Annotated in this window: 15 protein-coding genes; 10 read left to right on the forward strand and 5 right to left on the reverse strand. The window is 35.3% G+C overall.

The window, feature by feature from the left end; genetic code table 11:
* Positions 1–52 precede the first annotated feature (52 nt).
* The 9 genes from pdhA to FVB9532_RS05060 all read left to right on the forward strand — a co-directional run bounded on the left by pdhA (position 53) and on the right by FVB9532_RS05060 (position 9912).
* A complete protein-coding gene (gene pdhA, locus FVB9532_RS05020; RefSeq protein ID WP_150544112.1) occupies positions 53–1051 on the forward strand; it encodes a pyruvate dehydrogenase (acetyl-transferring) E1 component subunit alpha in 999 nt (332 codons plus the stop codon).
* A gap of 9 nt (positions 1052–1060) precedes the next feature.
* Positions 1061–2737 (forward strand): pyruvate dehydrogenase complex dihydrolipoamide acetyltransferase, encoded by a 1677-nt coding sequence (locus tag FVB9532_RS05025; protein WP_150544113.1) that lies wholly within the window; start codon positions 1061–1063, stop codon positions 2735–2737.
* A 61-nt stretch (positions 2738–2798) separates the two neighbouring features.
* Positions 2799–3797 carry a M20/M25/M40 family metallo-hydrolase gene (locus FVB9532_RS05030; protein ID WP_150544114.1) on the forward strand — a complete coding sequence of 333 codons (999 nt, stop codon included), beginning with the start codon at positions 2799–2801 and terminating at the stop codon, positions 3795–3797.
* A gap of 9 nt (positions 3798–3806) precedes the next feature.
* Positions 3807–4487, forward strand: a complete 681-nt coding sequence (locus tag FVB9532_RS05035) for an SDR family NAD(P)-dependent oxidoreductase (protein WP_150544115.1) — start codon at positions 3807–3809, stop codon at positions 4485–4487.
* Positions 4488–5087, forward strand: a complete 600-nt coding sequence (locus FVB9532_RS05040) for a SprT-like domain-containing protein (RefSeq protein WP_150544116.1) — start codon at positions 4488–4490, stop codon at positions 5085–5087.
* Positions 5088–5089: 2 nt separating this feature from the next.
* On the forward strand, positions 5090–6178 hold the full coding sequence (locus tag FVB9532_RS05045) for a mannose-1-phosphate guanylyltransferase (protein ID WP_150544117.1): 1089 nt from the start codon (positions 5090–5092) through the stop codon (positions 6176–6178).
* Between the two features lie 3 nt (positions 6179–6181).
* Positions 6182–7618: a DUF389 domain-containing protein gene (locus FVB9532_RS05050; RefSeq protein WP_150544118.1), complete on the forward strand. Its 1437-nt coding sequence runs from the start codon at positions 6182–6184 to the stop codon at positions 7616–7618.
* A 95-nt stretch (positions 7619–7713) separates the two neighbouring features.
* The gene (locus FVB9532_RS05055; protein WP_150544119.1) at positions 7714–9324 is read left to right on the forward strand and encodes a hypothetical protein; all 1611 of its coding nucleotides are present in this window, start codon (positions 7714–7716) and stop codon (positions 9322–9324) included.
* A 9-nt stretch (positions 9325–9333) separates the two neighbouring features.
* Positions 9334–9912 carry a hypothetical protein gene (locus FVB9532_RS05060; protein ID WP_150544120.1) on the forward strand — a complete coding sequence of 193 codons (579 nt, stop codon included), beginning with the start codon at positions 9334–9336 and terminating at the stop codon, positions 9910–9912.
* 10 nt (positions 9913–9922) lie between these two features.
* Here the strand turns inward: FVB9532_RS05060 and FVB9532_RS05065 are convergent, their stop codons facing one another.
* Positions 9923–10687 carry an ABC transporter ATP-binding protein gene (locus tag FVB9532_RS05065; RefSeq protein ID WP_150544121.1) on the reverse strand — a complete coding sequence of 255 codons (765 nt, stop codon included), beginning with the start codon at positions 10685–10687 and terminating at the stop codon, positions 9923–9925.
* Positions 10688–11425, reverse strand: coding sequence for an MlaE family ABC transporter permease (locus FVB9532_RS05070; RefSeq protein WP_150544122.1), 738 nt, complete (start codon positions 11423–11425; stop codon positions 10688–10690).
* Positions 11426–11541: 116 nt separating this feature from the next.
* Between FVB9532_RS05070 and pafA the strand changes: the two genes are divergently transcribed.
* On the forward strand, positions 11542–13233 hold the full coding sequence (gene pafA, locus FVB9532_RS05075) for an alkaline phosphatase PafA (RefSeq protein ID WP_150544123.1): 1692 nt from the start codon (positions 11542–11544) through the stop codon (positions 13231–13233).
* 111 nt (positions 13234–13344) lie between these two features.
* Here pafA and FVB9532_RS05080 read toward each other — a convergent pair whose 3' ends face one another.
* The 3 genes from FVB9532_RS05080 to gcvP all read right to left on the reverse strand — a co-directional run bounded on the left by FVB9532_RS05080 (position 13345) and on the right by gcvP (position 18307).
* Positions 13345–14193: a glycosyltransferase family 2 protein gene (locus FVB9532_RS05080; RefSeq protein ID WP_150544124.1), complete on the reverse strand. Its 849-nt coding sequence runs from the start codon at positions 14191–14193 to the stop codon at positions 13345–13347.
* Between the two features lie 8 nt (positions 14194–14201).
* Entirely contained in the window at positions 14202–15266 is a 1065-nt protein-coding gene (locus FVB9532_RS05085; RefSeq protein ID WP_150544125.1) for a 3-oxoacyl-ACP synthase III family protein, read from the reverse strand.
* A 191-nt stretch (positions 15267–15457) separates the two neighbouring features.
* Positions 15458–18307, reverse strand: a complete 2850-nt coding sequence (gcvP, locus tag FVB9532_RS05090; protein WP_150544197.1) for an aminomethyl-transferring glycine dehydrogenase — start codon at positions 18305–18307, stop codon at positions 15458–15460.
* Positions 18308–18376 lie beyond the last annotated feature (69 nt).

An 18376-nucleotide genomic window follows, 5' to 3' on the forward strand; every position in this document is an offset into this window, starting at 1 on the left:
ATTTTATTTTTGTACTTCGCAATTTTTTTAGAGCGTAAATAATTAAAAATTCATGAAGAAAATAACCAAAGAAACTTACCTGAATTGGTACGAAGAAATGCTCTTCTGGCGTAAATTTGAAGACAAATTAGCCCAAGTATATATTCAACAAAAAGTAAGAGGTTTCTTGCACCTATACAATGGTCAAGAAGCAATTTTAGCTGGTTCGCTACATGCGATGGAAATTGGCAAAGACCGTATGATTACCGCTTATCGTAACCACGTGCAGCCTATTGGTTTAGGAGTAGATCCTAAAAGAGTAATGGCTGAACTTTACGGAAAAGCTACTGGAACATCTATGGGGCTTGGTGGTTCTATGCATATTTTTTCTAAAGAACATAACTTCTTTGGAGGCCATGGTATTGTTGGAGGTCAAATTCCATTAGGTGCCGGGATGGCGTTTGGAGATAAATATTTCAAAAGAGATAATGTGACCCTTTGTTTTTTTGGTGATGGAGCAGCAAGACAAGGTACTTTACACGAAGCTTTTAACATGGCGATGAACTGGAAATTACCAGTTGTTTTCTGTGTGGAAAATAATGGATACGCCATGGGTACTTCTGTTAAAAGAACAGCAAGTCACGAAGATATTTGGAAGCTCGGATTGGGTTACGAAATGCCTTGTGGTCCTGTAGATGCCATGAACCCTGAAAAAGTAGCCGAAGCTATGGATGAAGCTATTTCTCGTGCTCGAGCAGGTGAAGGTCCTACCTTCTTAGATTTAAAAACCTATCGTTATAGAGGACACTCGATGAGTGATGCGCAAAAATACAGAACCAAGGACGAAGTAAAAGAGTATCAAAAAATTGATCCTATCACCCAGGTTCTAGATAAAATAAAAGAGAACGAGTGGGCTTCCGAAGACGAAATAAAGAAAATCGATAAACGCGTTAAAGACCGAGTGAGTGAATGTGAAAAATTCGCAGACGAGTCAGATTTCCCAGAAAAGGATATTATGTATGACGTAGTTTACGAACAAGAAGATTATCCGTTTTTACCTCATAAATTATAAAAAAATATTATGGCTGAAGTAATTAAAATGCCACGCCTTAGTGACACTATGGAAGAAGGTGTTGTCGCGCAATGGCTAAAGAAAAAAGGAGATAAAGTAGAAGAAGGTGATATTTTAGCTGAAATTGAAACCGATAAAGCTACCATGGAGTTTGAGTCTTTCTATGAAGGGACTTTGCTTCATATTGGCGTAGAAGAAGGAGAAGGAGCTCCCGTAGATGCCTTGTTAGCAATTATTGGTGAAGAAGGTGAGGATATTTCAGACCTAATCGAAGGTAAAGGCGAAGATAAATCTGAGGATAAAAAAGAAAAAGAAGAAAAGGAAGAGGAAGAAGAAAGTTCAGATAAAGAAGAGTCTTCTGAAGATGATGATTCTTCTAGTGATAGTGAAATTCCAGAAGGTGTAGAAATTGTTACTATGCCACGTCTTTCAGACACCATGGAAGAAGGTACTGTTGCTTCTTGGTTGAAAAAAGAAGGAGACGAAGTAGAAGAAGGTGATATTTTAGCTGAAATCGAAACCGATAAGGCTACCATGGAATTTGAGTCTTTCTATTCAGGTACCTTATTGCATATTGGTATAGAAGAAGGCGAAGGTGCTCCCGTAGATTCACTTTTAGCAATTATAGGTCCTGAAGGAACCGATGTTTCTGCGTTTTTAGATAAAGCGAAATCTGGTAATAAATCTTCAGGTAAGAAAAAGCCCGCATCATCTGATGATAAAGAATCAAAAGAGGAATCTTCATCAGAGTCTTCTAGCTCTTCAGAAAGTTCAAGTTCTGAAACAAAAGATGGCGGAAGAATTTTTGCTTCTCCATTAGCGAAGAAAATGGCAGAAGAAAAAGGAATCGATTTAAATGAGGTAAACGGTTCCGGTGAGAATGGAAGAATTGTTAAAAAGGATATCGAAGACTTTAAACCTTCTGAAAAATCTGCTCCGGCAGCAAAACAAGAAGAGAAAGCTTCTGATGCTCCGGCAGTTCAAACCTATACACCGGCAGGAGAAGAAAGCTTTGAGGAGGTGAAGAACTCACAAATGCGTAAAACCATTGCTAAGCGTCTTTCAGAATCTAAATTTAACGCTCCACATTACTACTTAACCATTGAAGTAGATATGGAAAACGCAATGGCTTCCAGAAAGCAAATTAATGAGATGCCAGACGTGAAAGTGTCTTTTAATGATATGGTGATTAAAGCTTCTGCCATGGCATTGCGCAAGCACCCACAAGTAAATTCTAGTTGGACTCCAGACCATATGAAAATTGCTAAGCATATTCATATGGGAGTGGCTGTTGCTGTAGATGAAGGTTTGGTAGTACCGGTATTGAAGTTTGCAGATCAAATGCAAATGACTCAAATTGGTGCAAATGTAAAAGAACTTGCAGGGAAAGCACGTAACAAAAAGCTTCAACCTAAAGAAATGGAAGGAAGTACCTTTACCGTTTCTAACTTAGGTATGTTTGGTATTCAGGAATTTACCAGTATTATCAATCAGCCTAACTCCGCAATTTTATCGGTAGGAGCTATTGTTGAAAAACCAGTAGTGAAAAACGGACAGATTGTGGTTGGACATACCATGAAATTGACCTTAGCTTGTGATCATAGAACGGTTGATGGGGCTACAGGAGCTCAATTTTTACAAACATTAAGAACTTATATGGAGAATCCGGTTACGATGCTGGCTTAATTCCAATAAATTTATAAGAATAAAATCCCGTTAAACCAACGGGATTTTTTTATATTTAAATATGAAGAAATTTTTACTCTACCTGGCATTGCCTTTCCTCATTTATTCTTGTGGAGAAGCAAAAAGCAACGAAAAACAAAAGTCGGTTAAACATCAAACCGAAAAAACAGGATTATCCTCTGAGATTACGGCACAATCCATTAAAGAATCTTTGAATTATTTGTCTTCAGATGATTTAGAAGGAAGGCAATTTGGTACTAAAGGTATTGAAAAAGCCGCTGATTATATTCAAAAGCAATTTAAGAAAGCTCATTTAAGGCCTTATTTTTCAACCTATTGCGATAGTTTTTCATACAAAGGTAAAACCGGATATAATATGGTAGGTTTTAAAGAAGGAACTGATCCTAAACTGAAAAATGAAATTATTGTTTTAGGAGCACATTACGATCATATTGGAATTGTTCCGGAAAGCAAACAGGTCAATGGAGATTCTATTGCCAACGGTGCTAATGATAATGCTGCAGGAACCGTTTCCATTTTAGAATTGGCAAAATATTTTTCAACTAAAGAAACCAAGCGAAGCTTAATGTTTGTTCTTTTTTCAGCCGAAGAAGAAGGGTTGATAGGCGCTAAGCATTTAGCTAAAAGATTAGCAAAAGAAAACGCATCAATTTATGTGATGCTGAATTTTGAAATGATTGGTGTTCCATTAGAAGATACCAGTTATTTGGCTTATTTAACTGGTTTTGGAGAATCAAATTTGGCTGAAAAATTTAATGAATATGCCAATGCTGAAGTGTTTGGTTTTTTCGAAAAGGCCAAGGAGTTTCAACTGTTCAAAAGAAGTGATAATTACCCTTTTTATCAAGAAATGAATATTCCAGCACAAACCTTATGTACGTTCGATTTTTCAAATTATCCTTATTATCATCACGTAGATGATGAAGCCAAATTAATGGATATTTCCCATATGAAAAATTTGATAGAACAAGTCATTCCGGGTATCGAAGGAATGGCGAATTCTAACGAGAAAGAAATTCAATTGAACGAAAACAACTAATTGCTCTTTATGAAAAGAATTATTATTACAGGGACAAGCCGAGGAATAGGTTTTGAAATGGTTAAGCTTTTGGCTCAACAAGATTGTGAAATTTTAGCCTTGTCAAGAAATGACCAGCCTGTAAAAGAGTTAAACTTGGATAATGTAACCACTTTTTCTTTTGACCTTTCTTCTGCAGAAGATTTAACTAAAGTAGAAGGGTTTTTAAAAGACAACTGGAAAAGAGTAGATGTGTTAATTAATAATGCCGGAAAGTTGGTCAACAAAAATTTTGAAGAAATTACATCAGAAGAATTAATGGCGGTTTATCAAACCAATACCTTAGGAGCTTTTCAATTAACACAAAAAGTAGTTCCTTTTATGAAAACGGATGGGCATGTGGTAAATATTAGTACGATGGGTGGCGTTCAAGGAAGTGTGAAATTTCCCGGCTTGGCAGCTTACAGTTCAAGTAAAGCGGCGATAATTACTTTAACTGAACTACTTGCTGAAGAATATAAAGAAAAAGGCCCGGCTTTTAATGTGTTGGCCTTAGGAGCGGTAAAGACAGAAATGCTGGAAGAAGCATTTCCCGGTTATGAACCGCCAACAACAGCAGAGGAAATGGCAGCATATATTGTTGATTTTGCCTTAACCGGAAATAAATATTATAATGGTAAATTGCTTCAGGTATCAAATTCGACTCCATAAGTGAAAGAAATTTTAAATAAATATCTTCCTGAACGAGCAGTAGAACCTGCGTTTGAGTTAATTGCTGAAAATGGTATTTACCTTAAAATTGTAAATGAAAGAAAAACGAGGCATGGCGATTACAGAAAGCAAAATGGAATAGCCCAAATCACGGTAAATGCTAATTTAAATCCGTATCGGTTTTTAATTACATTGGTTCACGAAATTGCGCATGCCGTTGCTTTTGAGAAATACGGAAGGTTTATCAAACCTCACGGAAAGGAATGGAAATATACCTTTCAGCAGTTGATGTTACCATTTATAAATCCGAGTATTTTTCCACAGCATATATTACCGCTTTTGGCAAATCATTTTAGAAATCCTAAAGCGAGTAGTGATACAGATGCGAGACTTTCTGTAGCTTTAAAACAGTTTGATCCGCAAAACAGTAAAAATTATATTTTTGAAATACCCTACGGAAGTATTTTTAGGATTGACAATGGCAGGGTGTTTAAAAAAGGGAAAAAAAGAATAAAAAGGTATGAATGCCAAGAAGTGTCTTCGGGAAGCGTTTATATATTTCAGCCTAATGTAGAAGTAGAATTGGTAAAAGTGGTGTAATTATGAATAGGAATAAAAATTATTATGCAATATTAATGGCTGGTGGCGTAGGTTCACGTTTTTGGCCAGTAAGTAAGAAAAAATTTCCCAAGCAGTTTCATGATATTTTGGGAACGGGAGAAACACTTATTCAGCGTACGTTTAATCGATTGGCAAGACTTATTCCAGAAGAAAACATTCTAATTCTTACCAACGGAATGTATAACGATTTGGTGAAGCAACAGCTTCCAAATGTGACCGATAACCAAATTGTTTTGGAACCCGTGATGCGAAATACCGCTCCTTGTATTTTACTTTCCGCTTTAAAAATTCAGAAGCAAAATGAAGATGCAATGATGGTGGTTGCACCCAGTGATCATTGGATTGAGGATGAAGACGCTTTTGTAAATGATTTGCAAACTGCTTTTGATGCCTGCCAGCGTCAAGATGATTTATTGATGACGTTAGGGATACAACCTACATTTCCGCATACAGGTTATGGCTACATTCAACATCAAACAAATCCTTCTTCTAAAGTTAATAAAGTAGTTAATTTTAAAGAAAAACCCGATTACAATACTGCAAAAGAATATTTATCTGACGGGAATTATTTGTGGAATGCGGGAATCTTTGTTTGGAGCGCAAAAGCCATTACAGGAGAATTTAGAAAACTCGTTCCTGAGATGTACGAAATATTTGAAGAAGGGCTACCTTATTACAATACTACGCAAGAGCAGCGATTTATTAATGAGAGTTATGAAGATGCCGAAAATATTTCTATTGATTATGCCATTATGGAAAAAGCAGAGAATGTTTGTGTGATACCCGCTAGTTTCGATTGGAACGATTTAGGATCTTGGGGAGCATTGCACGAAGAACTTGATCATGATGAAAATGAGAATGTTTTTATCAATTCAAAAAGCTTAACAGAAAATGCTTCTAATAATATAGTACGAACATTAGGAAATAAATTAGTAGTTTTAAAAGATATAGATAATTACATTATTGTTGAAGATGAAGAGGTGTTGTTAATTTATCCACGTGGTGATGAACAAGGAATCAAAAATGTAAGAAATTTAGCAAAAGATAAGTTTGGAGAAGACCTTATTTAATCCATGAAAGAAAACATAGAAAAAAACACAGAAGGATCAACCTCTAAATCAGAGAAACTTTCTGAAGATTTAAAAGGTACATTTGGAAGCTTTAAAAGTTTTCTTTCAGACTTACTTGATATACGTAGCGACACTGATCGTGATTCTACTATTGAAGCAGTAAAGAAAGATATCACCTTTAAGGGGCATAACGCTTGGATTCTTATTTTTTCTATTTTTGTAGCTTCCATTGGTCTAAATGTAAGCAGTACAGCGGTTATTATTGGAGCAATGCTTATTTCCCCATTAATGGGGCCAATCGTAGGGATTGGACTCTCCGTTGCTATTAATGATTTGGATACCTTAAAACGTTCCCTTATTAACTTAGGGGTGATGGTTGGTTTGAGTGTAATTACCGCTTTTCTTTACTTTTGGATTTCGCCATTAACCGGAAGTAATTCTGAACTAGAAGCAAGAACGTATCCTACCATTCTAGATGTTTTAGTAGCTATTTTTGGAGGCTTAGCACTTATTGTTGCTAAAACTAAAAAAGGCACCATTGCCAGTGTTATTTTTGGTGTAGCCATTGCGACAGCTTTAATGCCTCCACTTTGTACCGTAGGTTATGGTTTGGCACAAGGAAATTTATCTGATGCCGGTGGAGCTCTTTACCTTTTTTCTATTAATGCTACTTTTATTGCACTTTCCACATTTGTAGTTTCTAAACTTTTAGGATTTCCGTTAGTAAAATATGCAAATTCCAAGCGAAGAAGGTTTATTGCCCAGATAGCCTCTATCATAGCAATTATTGTAATGGTTCCCAGTATTTATTTGTTTTATAATATGCTGAAAGAATCTTACTTTAAACAAGAAGCAACTCGATTTGTAGAAGAAGAATTGATGATCTACGAAGATTCTTTCCTTCAGAAAAATGCTACTATTTTCGCATACAATGGCGGAAATGATCCTAAAATTGAAGTTTCTTTTTTGGGAAAAGAAATCCCGGGTTCGGTAATTAACCTTTGGAGAACCAAAATGAAGAATTATAAAAATCTTCAAGATGCATCTTTGATCATCCTTCAGAATGAAAATACCGAGTCGTACGATCAATTACAATATATGCGAGAATTTAAGCGTAGGGATTCATTGAATATTTTAAATAAAGATGAGCGGATTTCATTTTTGGAAGGAGAATTAAAAAAACTTTCCAAATTGGCAGAACATCAAATACCATTTAAAAAGATTAGCAAAGAAGCAAAGATCAACTACGAAGGTTTAGCTAGTTTTAGTTATGCCGATAAAATCATTTCAAACTTCCATACCACCGATACCATTCCAGAATTTAGAGTAGTTTGGGCAGATTCAATACCCCAGCAAGAAATTCAAAAAAATGAGTTGAAATTAAAAGAATGGTTACAGTATACCTTAAGTTTAGATACTTTGGTCTTTAAAAGGGATTAAGTTGATATGAATAAAATTTATCAACCCTTTTAAGTATAATTTATTTTTGTATATTTGAATCCGTATTAATTTATTTTAATTAAAACGTGATTGAAATGAAAAAAATTAGCTTCTTAGCAGTTGTTGCTTTACTCTTATTTTCTTGTTCTGATGATTTTGTAACAGATAATGAAATATCAGGAACTAATCAACAGTATGATGTAAATGGTCAGAATTTAACACAAAGTTCAAGAATAAAAACTGAAGACGATTATTACTGGCTAAAGAAAAAATTTGCAATGGCTTTACATAAAGCGATGGTGCAGAATGTTAATCTTCGTCGATTTCTTAAAGAAGAGGCAATAAAACAATTTGATGGAGATTATGATATCCTTTATAACTATATACGAGATGAAAAAATAGGCGATAAAACATTTAGAGAAATATTATTGCCATTTTTTGAAAAAGAAAGTGAGTTATCTCAAATAGAAAGTACTCTTGGAGCATTAACTATTTTTGTGCCTACTTTACCGGAAAATTCATTTTCTGCACAAACTTGGAATGTTACAGAAGAAGTTCCCTTAGTTGCCATAAGGTTACTGAATAACAGAAAGACCCCCATTATAAATAGTGAAGGGCAAAGCTTTTTGTTAGATGAAAATGCTATTCCCGGCTTTCCTGTAATTGTGATTAAAGAATCGGAAAGGGTAGTAGTAGAAAGTTTCCCTAATTATGATAGAAATAAAAATAGGGAATTTACCGCAGCAAATGGTTTTAAATTTAAATTTGAAAGTCCCTATTACAATCATCTTACCGGTACTGGTGGAGGTGCGGGTGTCGACCCTGACAAAATTACTTTGGCAGAGGCTTGGAATGTAAATGGCAAACACCAAAATTTAGGTTGGCAAAGAGATTATATTTATTATACCATTAACCCAACAAACCCTGATGGTCCTTTTATTAATAATTTTGCAGAGACAATACGTGATTTTCGAATAGAAGGTTCAACGCCATACAATGCCCTTCATAACATATCAGATCCTTCTTCTGTAAACAATAATTTATCAGATCCGGATTTAGAAGATGTTTTAATACAGAGTGGCACGCCTTCGCAAGGAAGTTTTTGGACGGATGGGAAATTTGATTTTAAAATTTATATTAATTACAATGCAGATAGTCCAGACCTTGTAAAAGTTTTTGATGCTACTCCAGAAAGCTTGTTTGATATTACTTATAGTGAAAAAAATATAGGTTTATTATGGATAGATTTAAAAATCTATACAATCACAGATATAAAACAAAAAAGCTTACCTCTAGATTTAGAAGTATTAACATGGCGTTTGCATGATTATAGTAATGAATGGAGATTTAGAGTGGAAGAAGTTGATTTACAGGTTAAAAACACTTCTACTACTTCCAGTTCAACCAAACACAATACCAACTTTGAATTTGAAGCAAGTGGAGAACTTTTTAATGTAGTGAAAATAGGTGGAAAATATGGGGCTAGTTCTGAGGAAACGCATTCTAGTTCAAAAACAAAGGAATGGACAGAATCTTCAGATGATTTAGGCATGACTGTGGTGCATTTTGGTGATAATGTTATTATTGATGAATTTGAACTTGTTATGAATTTACCCTTTATTCAAATTAAAGATACTATTTACAGATTAAGAAGGTATAAAACTAATGAATGTTCTTTTTCTTTAGTACCTAGAAAAGTGCAATAATTTATTTTTATGAAAGCAAATATTCTAGCATTATTATTATTTCTTTTTGCTTTGGTTTCTTGTGGTAATGACGATGATGTACACAAGGAAGAAAGCCATGAATTTAGGGATAGTCTTTTAGGCTGGTATAGGTTAGAAGCTGCTTATACAGATATTCCTTTAGATTTAAATCATGATGGTATGGCAAATACTAACCTTTTTGATGAAGTGACTTATTGTAATATGTCACTTCATCTTGAATCTTATACTAGCCATTTTACCTACAGAGAGAATCGTAATATAGTAAAAATCGCAGTATATACTCCGGCATCAAAATATATTTTGGAACAAGAAAGCTATAGTACTTGTTTATTTGATAATTATCGATTTTATGAGATTGAAATAAGTGAAGAAAGCCCAGAACTAAATATCATATATACCTACCCTGAATTTGAAGACGAATTTAGGGTTTGGATTCAAGAAGTTACTTGGGAGGATGAAATAGCTTATTTTACCTTTAAAAAAGAGTTTTATACCTCAGCAGGAACTTGGGAAGAGGTGACTTTGTATATGGAATATAAGCTAGATCCTGATTATGGGAAAAATTGAGTTTTGTTTTTTACAAGCCTTTTAATTGTGCTTTTCTCACTTTCTTAAATAACTCAGAAGAGTACACAAAATCGGTTAACGATTCATCCTCAGATTTGTAGATTTCATCTTTAGATCCGTTCCAAGCTAAATTCCCGTTTTTAAGGTAAACGATATTTTCTCCAATTTCTAGCACTGAGTTCATATCGTGTGTATTGATCACGGTAGTAATCTCATATTCTTTTGTGATCTCCTGAATGAGGTTGTCAATAAGAATAGCTGTTTTTGGGTCTAATCCGGAGTTAGGTTCATCACAAAAAAGATATTCCGGTTTATTGACAATCGCCCGGGCAATAGAGACCCTTTTTTGCATTCCTCCACTAATTTCAGAAGGAAATTTATGATTGACGTTTTCTAGATTTACACGCTGTAAAACCTCTTCTACACGATCCATCATTTCAGATTTTTTCTGCTTTGTAAACATCCGTAAGGGAAACATCACATTTTCAGCAATGGTCATCGAGTCAAACAAAGCTCCTCCTTGAAATACCATTCCCATTTTTTGTCTTAATGCTCTTTGTTTCTCGACATCAAGACTAGAATAGGCTTTGCCATTATATTCAATAGTTCCTTCAGTAGGTTCAAATAAACCTAATAAGCACTTTAAAAATACAGTTTTACCAGCTCCCGATTGACCAATAATCAAATTAGTCTTGCCTTGATAAAATTGGGTGTTAATTCCTTTAAGAATTTCTTCCTGTCCAAAACTTTTATGTAAATTATTTACTTGTATCATCTAGCTCAAAAGTAATTGGGTTAGTAAATAATTGGCAAGGATAAGTACCACACTTGTCCAAACAAAGGCAGTGGTACTTGCTTTACCAACTTCTAAAGCTCCACCTCTCATGTAATAACCGTGATAGGAGGGGATAGTAGCCAAAATAAGGGCAAAGAAGAAAGTTTTTATAAAAGCATATACCAAATGAAAGGGAATAAAGTCGTTTTGCAAGCCGTTTAAGAATTCTTCACCGGCAACAAAGCCCCCAAGAACTCCTGCGGCATAGGCTCCTGCGATTCCTACAAACATAGAAATAGCAATCACAAAAGGATATAATAGCATAGCAATAATCTTAGGAAAGATTAAGTAGTTAGCAGAGTTAATACCCATTACTTCCAAAGCATCAATTTGTTCCATCACCCGCATCGTCCCAATACTGGAAGTAATGTTAGAACCTACCTTACCAGCCATAATAATGGAAATGAAAGTAGGGGAAAATTCTAAAATAATAGATTGTCTTGCGGTGAAAGCAATTAAACTCTTAGGAATAAGTGGATTGGTTAAGTTCAATGCGGTCTGAATGGTTACTACTCCACCAATAAAGAAAGAGATGAATATAACAATCCCTAAAGAACTAATAATTAAATCATCAATTTCTTTAAAAATTAAACCTCTAAGCACAGAAGTTTTCGTCATTCTCCCGAAAACTTTCTTCAACATTAAAAAATATTCGCCAATATCGTGGAGGTACTTCATTCACACAGTTTTTGTAAAACTAAAATAGAAAAAATTATCATAAAACTATTTAACTAAGAATTAATCTTTAAAAGTTTCAACATTTCTATTTTTGCAATTCAAATGTAAAACTCCTTATGAAAAGAATTCAAGCTTTATTTTTGCTCACAATTTTGTTAATAAGCTGCAAACCTTCCGAAAATACAACCGAAGTATCCAATCCAGAAGATGTTGTTTTGGCCAAAGATACTTTAAAAACCATTAATGAAAGTCCAAAATTAGTGGTTGGAATTGTCGTCGATCAAATGCGCTATGATTATCTTACTAGGTTTTGGGATCGATTTGGTGAAGATGGTTTTCAACGAATGATAAATGAAGGTTATAACTGTAAAAACAACCATTATAATTATGCTCCTACAAAGACTGGTCCCGGTCATGCTTCTATTTTTACAGGTACAAGTCCAAAAAATCATGGCATTATTGCTAATGATTGGTATGATAAATTTGAAAAACAAATGGTGTATTGTGCTGGAGATCCTTCGGTAACACCTTTAGGGACCACTTCTGGTGCAGGAAAAATGTCACCGCACCGAATGGTGACAACTACTTTTGCCGATCAAAACCGATTGAATACCCAATTTAAAGGAAAAACCATTGGTGTTTCCGTGAAAGATCGCGGAGCTATTTTACCGGCAGGACATTCAGCCAACGGAGCTTATTGGTTTGAAGGTGGCAAAAACGGTAATTTTATCTCAAGCTCTTATTATTTTGATGAATTACCTGCTTGGGTGAAAAATTTTAATGCTGAAAAGCGCGCCGAAAAATACCTGAAAACTTGGAATACACTTTACCCGATTGAAACCTATATCGAAAGTGGAATCGATGAAAACGATTATGAATATAGTTTTAGAGGTAATACTTCGGCTACTTTTCCGTACGATTTAAAAAAGTTAAGTAAAGATAATGGGATTACGAGTATTTTAAAGAATACACCTTTTGGAAACAATTTAACTACAGATTTTGCCATTGCCGCTGTCGAAGCTGAACAATTGGGGCAAGATAAGGTGACCGATGTATTGACTTTAAGTTATTCCTGTACCGATTATGTAGGTCATAATTTTGGAGTGAATTCAAAAGAAATTGAAGATACTTATTTACGTTTAGATCAAGATATTGCAAGGCTTCTTACTTATTTAGATGAAAATGTAGGTAAAGGGAACTATACTGTTTTTCTTACCGCAGATCACGGAGCGGTTGATGTCCCTAAATATTTAAATTCAAAAAAAATACCTTCAGGCTATTTCCCAATGAAAGAATTTGAAGAAGCTATAAAAAACTATTTAGGAAACGAGTACGGAGCGATTGATTTAATAGAAAACATCTCTAATAATCAAGTGTTTTTTAATCATGAAAGCTTAAAAAGCAGAAATATCAATGAAAAGGAATTTGCCGAAAACTTAAAGAGTTTTATCCTTAATTACGAGCATATTTATAAGGTGTTCACAAGAGAAATGCTAGAGACCGGAACTTATCAAAACGGAATTCCTGCTTTGGTGCAAAATGGTTTTAACCAAAAAAGAAGTGGAGATATTGATTTTGAGTTTGATCCGGCATACATCGATTATCCTGAAAAAGGATCTACTCATGGTAGTGCATTAAGTTACGATAGCCACGTGCCCCTTATTTTCTTTGGAAAAGGAATTAAAAAAGGAGCAACTACCGAACAGACAGAAATTACAGATATTGCACCAACCATTTCTGCATTGTTAGGAATTTCTTTCCCAAATGGAATGACGGGAGAAGTACTTTATAAAATTATCGATAAATAAAAGTTGCTACTTTCAGTTAATAATATTCCCTACAAGGTCTTGCTTAGATTTTGTAGGGAGGTATCTTAAGTAGAGGAAAACCTACGATGGATTGAAAACGTATGAAGAAATTTATAAGAATTTCTCCCTCATTTTTTTCCAACGGTATTTTCTAATCCATTTGCCTTCTTCGGGAGTTACCAGAGAAGGCAATTTTTTTTGCTTGGCCTTCCAATATCCTTGTAAATAATCTTTCAATAATTGCGGTTGCTTTTTGCGCATCGCTAATTTTAAGGAAGCGATAAAAGTGATAGGAAATCCATAACCTAATTTATAAAAAGCTTCCCCTTGTTTAAATTTTGCTGCTTTATTGTAGGTGTTTCCGGTAGGTCGTAAGTGTTTAACTTTTAAATCGGGTAGGGTTTTTATTGTCCAACCGTGGTAAAGGCAAAGCAGTTCGTCTACTGTGTCCCAACCCATCGAAGGTTTGAGCCCGTCAATAGCTTTAAAACATTCTTTTCGGTAAGCTTTTAATGCTCCACGAATATGATCTTTATTGGTTAAGCTTTCTAATCTCCAATCGCCTTCTTTGTAGATGTAACAAAAGCCGCCGACCATTCCTAAATTTTTATCTTGCTGAAACTCTTCTGCTAAGCGTTCTAAATAATTCTTCGGAAAAATTAAATCAGCATCATATTTACAGATAGCATCGTAGTTTTCATCTACTTGTTGAAAGCCTTTGTAGAAGGCATTAATAATTTTACTTCCCGGTAAATGTTGGGAAGAAGAAATATTGTTGAAAAGTTCTATAAATGGAAATTCAGCAGAAAACTTTTCAACGATTTTTGAAGTTTCATCGGTAGAATGATCATTCACGACCAACACTTTTTTCGGTAAAAGTGTTTGTGAAACTAAGGATTGAAGTGTTTTTTCAATACAATCGGCTTCATTATGCGCAGGAATGATGATGTAAAATTTCATTCAAACTTTTAAATTTTATAAACCAGCGCATTAATATTCATTCCGGCGCCGACACTCGCAAAAATAACAACATCTCCTTTTTCTATGTGTTGATTTTCCAGCTGATTTTTCTTTACTAAATCTAATAAAGTAGGGAGTGTCGCTACCGAGCTATTTCCTAATTCAGCAATACTCATCGGCATTACGTTTTCAGGCATTTCTTTTTCGTAAAGCTTATAAAAACGTTCACAAATGGCTTGATCCATTTTTTCGTTGGCTTGATGAATGAATATTTTACTAACTTCATTAATCCCATAACCACTTTTGTCCAAGCAATTTTTCATCGCTTGCGGAACATAAGTCAGTGCAAAATTGTAAATTTTTCTACCGTTCATCTTAATATAACGGGTTTCCCTTTTGAGCTCTTGGTTGTATGAGGCTTCAAAAGTTAAGTAGAAAGCTTCATCGTTAGCATAAGTGGCACTTTCGTGGGCAATAATTCCGTTATCGTGTTCATCTTCTACTTTTTCAATAATTGTAGCGCCGGCACCATCACTAAAAATCATACTATCCCGATCATGAATATCGACCACGCGTGAAAGCGTTTCAGCTCCAATTACTAAACATTTTTTAGCTATTCCCGCTTTGATAAAGGCTTGTGCTTGGATGACTCCCTCTAGCCAACCCGGACAGCCAAAAACCACATCATAGCATACACAGGAAGGGTTTTTAATCTGTAAATAATTTTTAACCCGACTTGCTAAACTGGGTACAGAATCACTTTGTGTATTTTTATATTTTACATCCCCAAAATTTTGAGCAACGATAATGTAATCTAAAGTTTCTCGGTCTAACTTGGCATCATTAATGGCGTTTTCTGCCGCAATTCCTGCCAAATTTGAAGCGGTTAAATCGTTATGCGCATACCGGCGCTCTTCGATTCCTGTGATTTTTTTGAATTTTTTAATGATTAATTCATTCCCGCCGGGAATAGGAGTTCCATCTTCATTAAGAAATACATGTTCCAGAAAATCAGCATTTTTCACTTTCGTTTCCGGAATACAACTACCCACTCCTGTTATTTTTATAGACATAGTTTCTTTTTTACCTACCTAAGCACCAAACTAAGCATAAATTTTTTTAAAATGATTAGAAAAATGAAGAGATATGATTTTTTTCAAAAATCGAAAGTAAATGAATCTATTTCATGAGAAAATGATAAATATCAGCAAATAAAAAGCCCAATCAATCGACTGGGCTTTTCGTTTTATAGTAAAAATTGAATCTATTCAGAATCCATATAGGTCTCGATCGGTTCGCAAGTACACATTAAATTACGATCCCCGTAAGCATCATCGACACGTCTTACCGATGGCCAGAATTTATTTGCGGCAACATATTCCAACGGAAAAGCTGCTTCTTTTCTAGAGTAAGGGAAATCCCACTCGTTGGCGGTAAGCATTTCCATAGTGTGTGGTGCGTTTTTCAATAAGTTGTTTTCTTGATCTTCAATCGCATCAATCTCTTCTTTAATTGAATTTAAGGCATCACAAAAACGGTCTAATTCCGCTTTGCTTTCACTTTCGGTAGGTTCAATCATCATAGTTCCTGCTACCGGAAAAGAAACGGTTGGTGAATGAAAACCATAATCAATTAAACGTTTTGCGATATCTACCACTTCAATTCCTTTTTCTTTAAAAGGTCTTAAGTCAAGAATCATCTCGTGTGCTGCTCTTCCGCGTTCTCCAGAGTAAAGCGTTTTAAAATGATTGTTCAACCGTTCTTTTACGTAGTTCGCATTTAAAATCGCATGTTCTGTAGCTAATTTTAATCCTTTAGGTCCTAACATAGAAATGTAGGCGTAAGAGATTAAACAGACTAAGGAAGATCCCCAAGGTGCTGCAGAAATAGCTGAAATTGCATTATTTCCGCCGGTTTTAATTACCGGATTGCTTGGTAAAAACGGAACTAATTGTTTGGCTACACAAATAGGTCCAACTCCTGGCCCTCCACCACCGTGAGGGATGGCAAAAGTTTTGTGTAAGTTTAAATGACAAACATCGGCTCCAATTTTCCCAGGATTGGTTAATCCAACCTGAGCATTCATATTGGCTCCATCCATATAAACTTGTCCGCCATTGTCGTGAATAATCTGTGTGATTTCTTGGATAGCCGACTCAAATACACCGTGTGTAGATGGGTAAGTGACCATTAAAGCTGAAAGATTGTCTTTATACTTAATAGCTTTTTCACGTAAATCATCGACATCAATATTTCCTTTATCGGTAGATTTGGTAACGACTACTTTCATTCCTGCCATGACTGCACTTGCGGGATTCGTTCCGTGAGCAGAAGAAGGAATTAAACAAATGTTTCTATGGTGATCGCCACGTGATTCGTGATAAGCCTTAATAACCATTAATCCTGCAAATTCTCCTTGCGCACCTGAGTTAGGCTGAAGTGAAGTTGCCGAGAAACCGGTAATTTCTGTTAACTGATCTTCTAATCGTTTTAATACTTCTTGATAACCTGCAGCTTGCTCTACAGGTACAAATGGGTGAATATTTCCCCATTGCGGATAACTTAACGGAAGCATTTCTGAAGCAGCATTTAACTTCATAGTACAAGAACCTAAGGAGATCATCGAATGGTTCAAGGATAAATCTTTGCGCTCTAATTTTTTGATGTAACGCATCAATTCAGTTTCCGAATGGTATTTGTTGAAAACTTCATTCGTTAAAAATGCTGTATCACGAGAAACCGATTGGTTTTCTAAAACGCTTTTTTCTAAAGACGTGATTTTGATGGATTCTTTCCCAGCAACGTGTGCAAAAACAGCAATGATGTTGTTTAAGTCGTTGAGAGAAGTAGCTTCGTTAATGGAAATAGAAACCGTTTCAGCATCCGGATAATAGAAGTTTATCTCACTGGCTTCCGCTACTTCTTTTATTTTTTCAGCATCCGCTTTTAACTGAATCGTATCAAAATACAACTCGTTTGTTTGGTAATATCCTAATTTTTCAAGGGCATCAGCTAGTTCAGCGGTAGAGCGATGTACTTTATTGGCAATATATTTTAAACCTTTTGGCCCGTGATATACCGCGTACATTCCTGCCATAACAGCCAATAATACCTGAGCGGTACAAATATTTGAAGTGGCTTTGTCTCTTTTTATGTGTTGTTCGCGGGTTTGAAGAGCCATTCTTAAGGCTGGTTTTCCATCAGCATCTTTGGTAACTCCAATAATTCTCCCGGGTATATTTCTTTTATAAGCTTCTTTGGTAGCGAAAAATGCAGCGTGTGGTCCTCCATAACCTAATGGAATCCCGAAACGTTGTGTAGTACCAACCACTACATCGGCTCCAAATTCTCCCGGAGCACGAAGTTTTACTAAACTTAAAATATCGGCAGCAACAGCTACTTTAATTCCTGCATCATTAGCTTTTTGTACAAAACCTGCATAGTCATAAACTTTTCCTGAAGTTCCGGGATATTGCACTAAGGCTCCAAAAAATTCAGAAGAAAATTCAAACTCTTCATGATTTCCTACCACTAATTCTATGGCTAAAGGTTCTGCTCTGGTTTCTAATAAAGAAAGGGTTTGTGGTAATACTTCTTCAGAAACAAAAAACTTAACTACATTATCTTTCTTTTGTGCGCGATCTCTTACTGCAAAAAGCAAAGTCATCGCTTCTGCAGCTGCGGTGGCTTCATCTAATAAAGAAGCATTTGCTAATTCTAAGCCGGTAAGATCTACAATCATGGTTTGGAAGTTAACCAAAGCTTCTAACCTACCTTGTGCAATTTCTGCTTGGTAAGGGGTATATGCCGTGTACCAACCCGGATTTTCTAAAATATTTCGTTGAATGACCGGCGGAATAATAGCTTGGTGATAGCCTAAACCAATGTAGGTTTTGAACATCTTATTTTTTTGAGCCAGCTTGGTGATGTGCTCTAAATATTCCTGCTCACTTAAGGCTTCCGGTAAGTCTAATTCTTTTTCTAATTTAATACCATCCGGTAGAGTTTCGTAGATCAACTGGTCGAGTGAATCTACCCCGATGGTTTTTAGCATTTCTGAAATATTTTCAGGCCTTGGGCCAATGTGTCTTAACGCAAAAGAATCTGTATTCATCAGCTTTATAAATTGTTGTAATTGTGGCTGCAAAAATACAATTTTAAAGTTGATTTTTAATTGAAGTTA

The sequence above is a fragment of the Mesonia oceanica genome (assembly GCF_902499555.1).
GTDB classification, from domain to species: Bacteria; Bacteroidota; Bacteroidia; order Flavobacteriales; family Flavobacteriaceae; genus Mesonia; species Mesonia oceanica.

Coding starts and splice junctions, on each gene's coding strand:
- pdhA (WP_150544112.1), top strand. CDS start 53: ATGAAGAAAATAACCAAAGAAACTTACCTGAATTGGTACGAAGAAATG.
- FVB9532_RS05030 (WP_150544114.1), top strand. CDS start 2,799: ATGAAGAAATTTTTACTCTACCTGGCATTGCCTTTCCTCATTTATTCT.
- FVB9532_RS05055 (WP_150544119.1), top strand. CDS start 7,714: ATGAAAAAAATTAGCTTCTTAGCAGTTGTTGCTTTACTCTTATTTTCT.
- FVB9532_RS05065 (WP_150544121.1), bottom strand. CDS start 10,687: ATGATACAAGTAAATAATTTACATAAAAGTTTTGGACAGGAAGAAATT.
- FVB9532_RS05035 (WP_150544115.1), top strand. CDS start 3,807: ATGAAAAGAATTATTATTACAGGGACAAGCCGAGGAATAGGTTTTGAA.
- FVB9532_RS05025 (WP_150544113.1), top strand. CDS start 1,061: ATGGCTGAAGTAATTAAAATGCCACGCCTTAGTGACACTATGGAAGAA.
- FVB9532_RS05080 (WP_150544124.1), bottom strand. CDS start 14,193: ATGAAATTTTACATCATCATTCCTGCGCATAATGAAGCCGATTGTATT.
- FVB9532_RS05060 (WP_150544120.1), top strand. CDS start 9,334: ATGAAAGCAAATATTCTAGCATTATTATTATTTCTTTTTGCTTTGGTT.
- FVB9532_RS05045 (WP_150544117.1), top strand. CDS start 5,090: ATGAATAGGAATAAAAATTATTATGCAATATTAATGGCTGGTGGCGTA.
- pafA (WP_150544123.1), top strand. CDS start 11,542: ATGAAAAGAATTCAAGCTTTATTTTTGCTCACAATTTTGTTAATAAGC.
- FVB9532_RS05070 (WP_150544122.1), bottom strand. CDS start 11,425: ATGAAGTACCTCCACGATATTGGCGAATATTTTTTAATGTTGAAGAAA.
- FVB9532_RS05085 (WP_150544125.1), bottom strand. CDS start 15,266: ATGTCTATAAAAATAACAGGAGTGGGTAGTTGTATTCCGGAAACGAAA.
- FVB9532_RS05050 (WP_150544118.1), top strand. CDS start 6,182: ATGAAAGAAAACATAGAAAAAAACACAGAAGGATCAACCTCTAAATCA.
- gcvP (WP_150544197.1), bottom strand. CDS start 18,307: ATGAATACAGATTCTTTTGCGTTAAGACACATTGGCCCAAGGCCTGAA.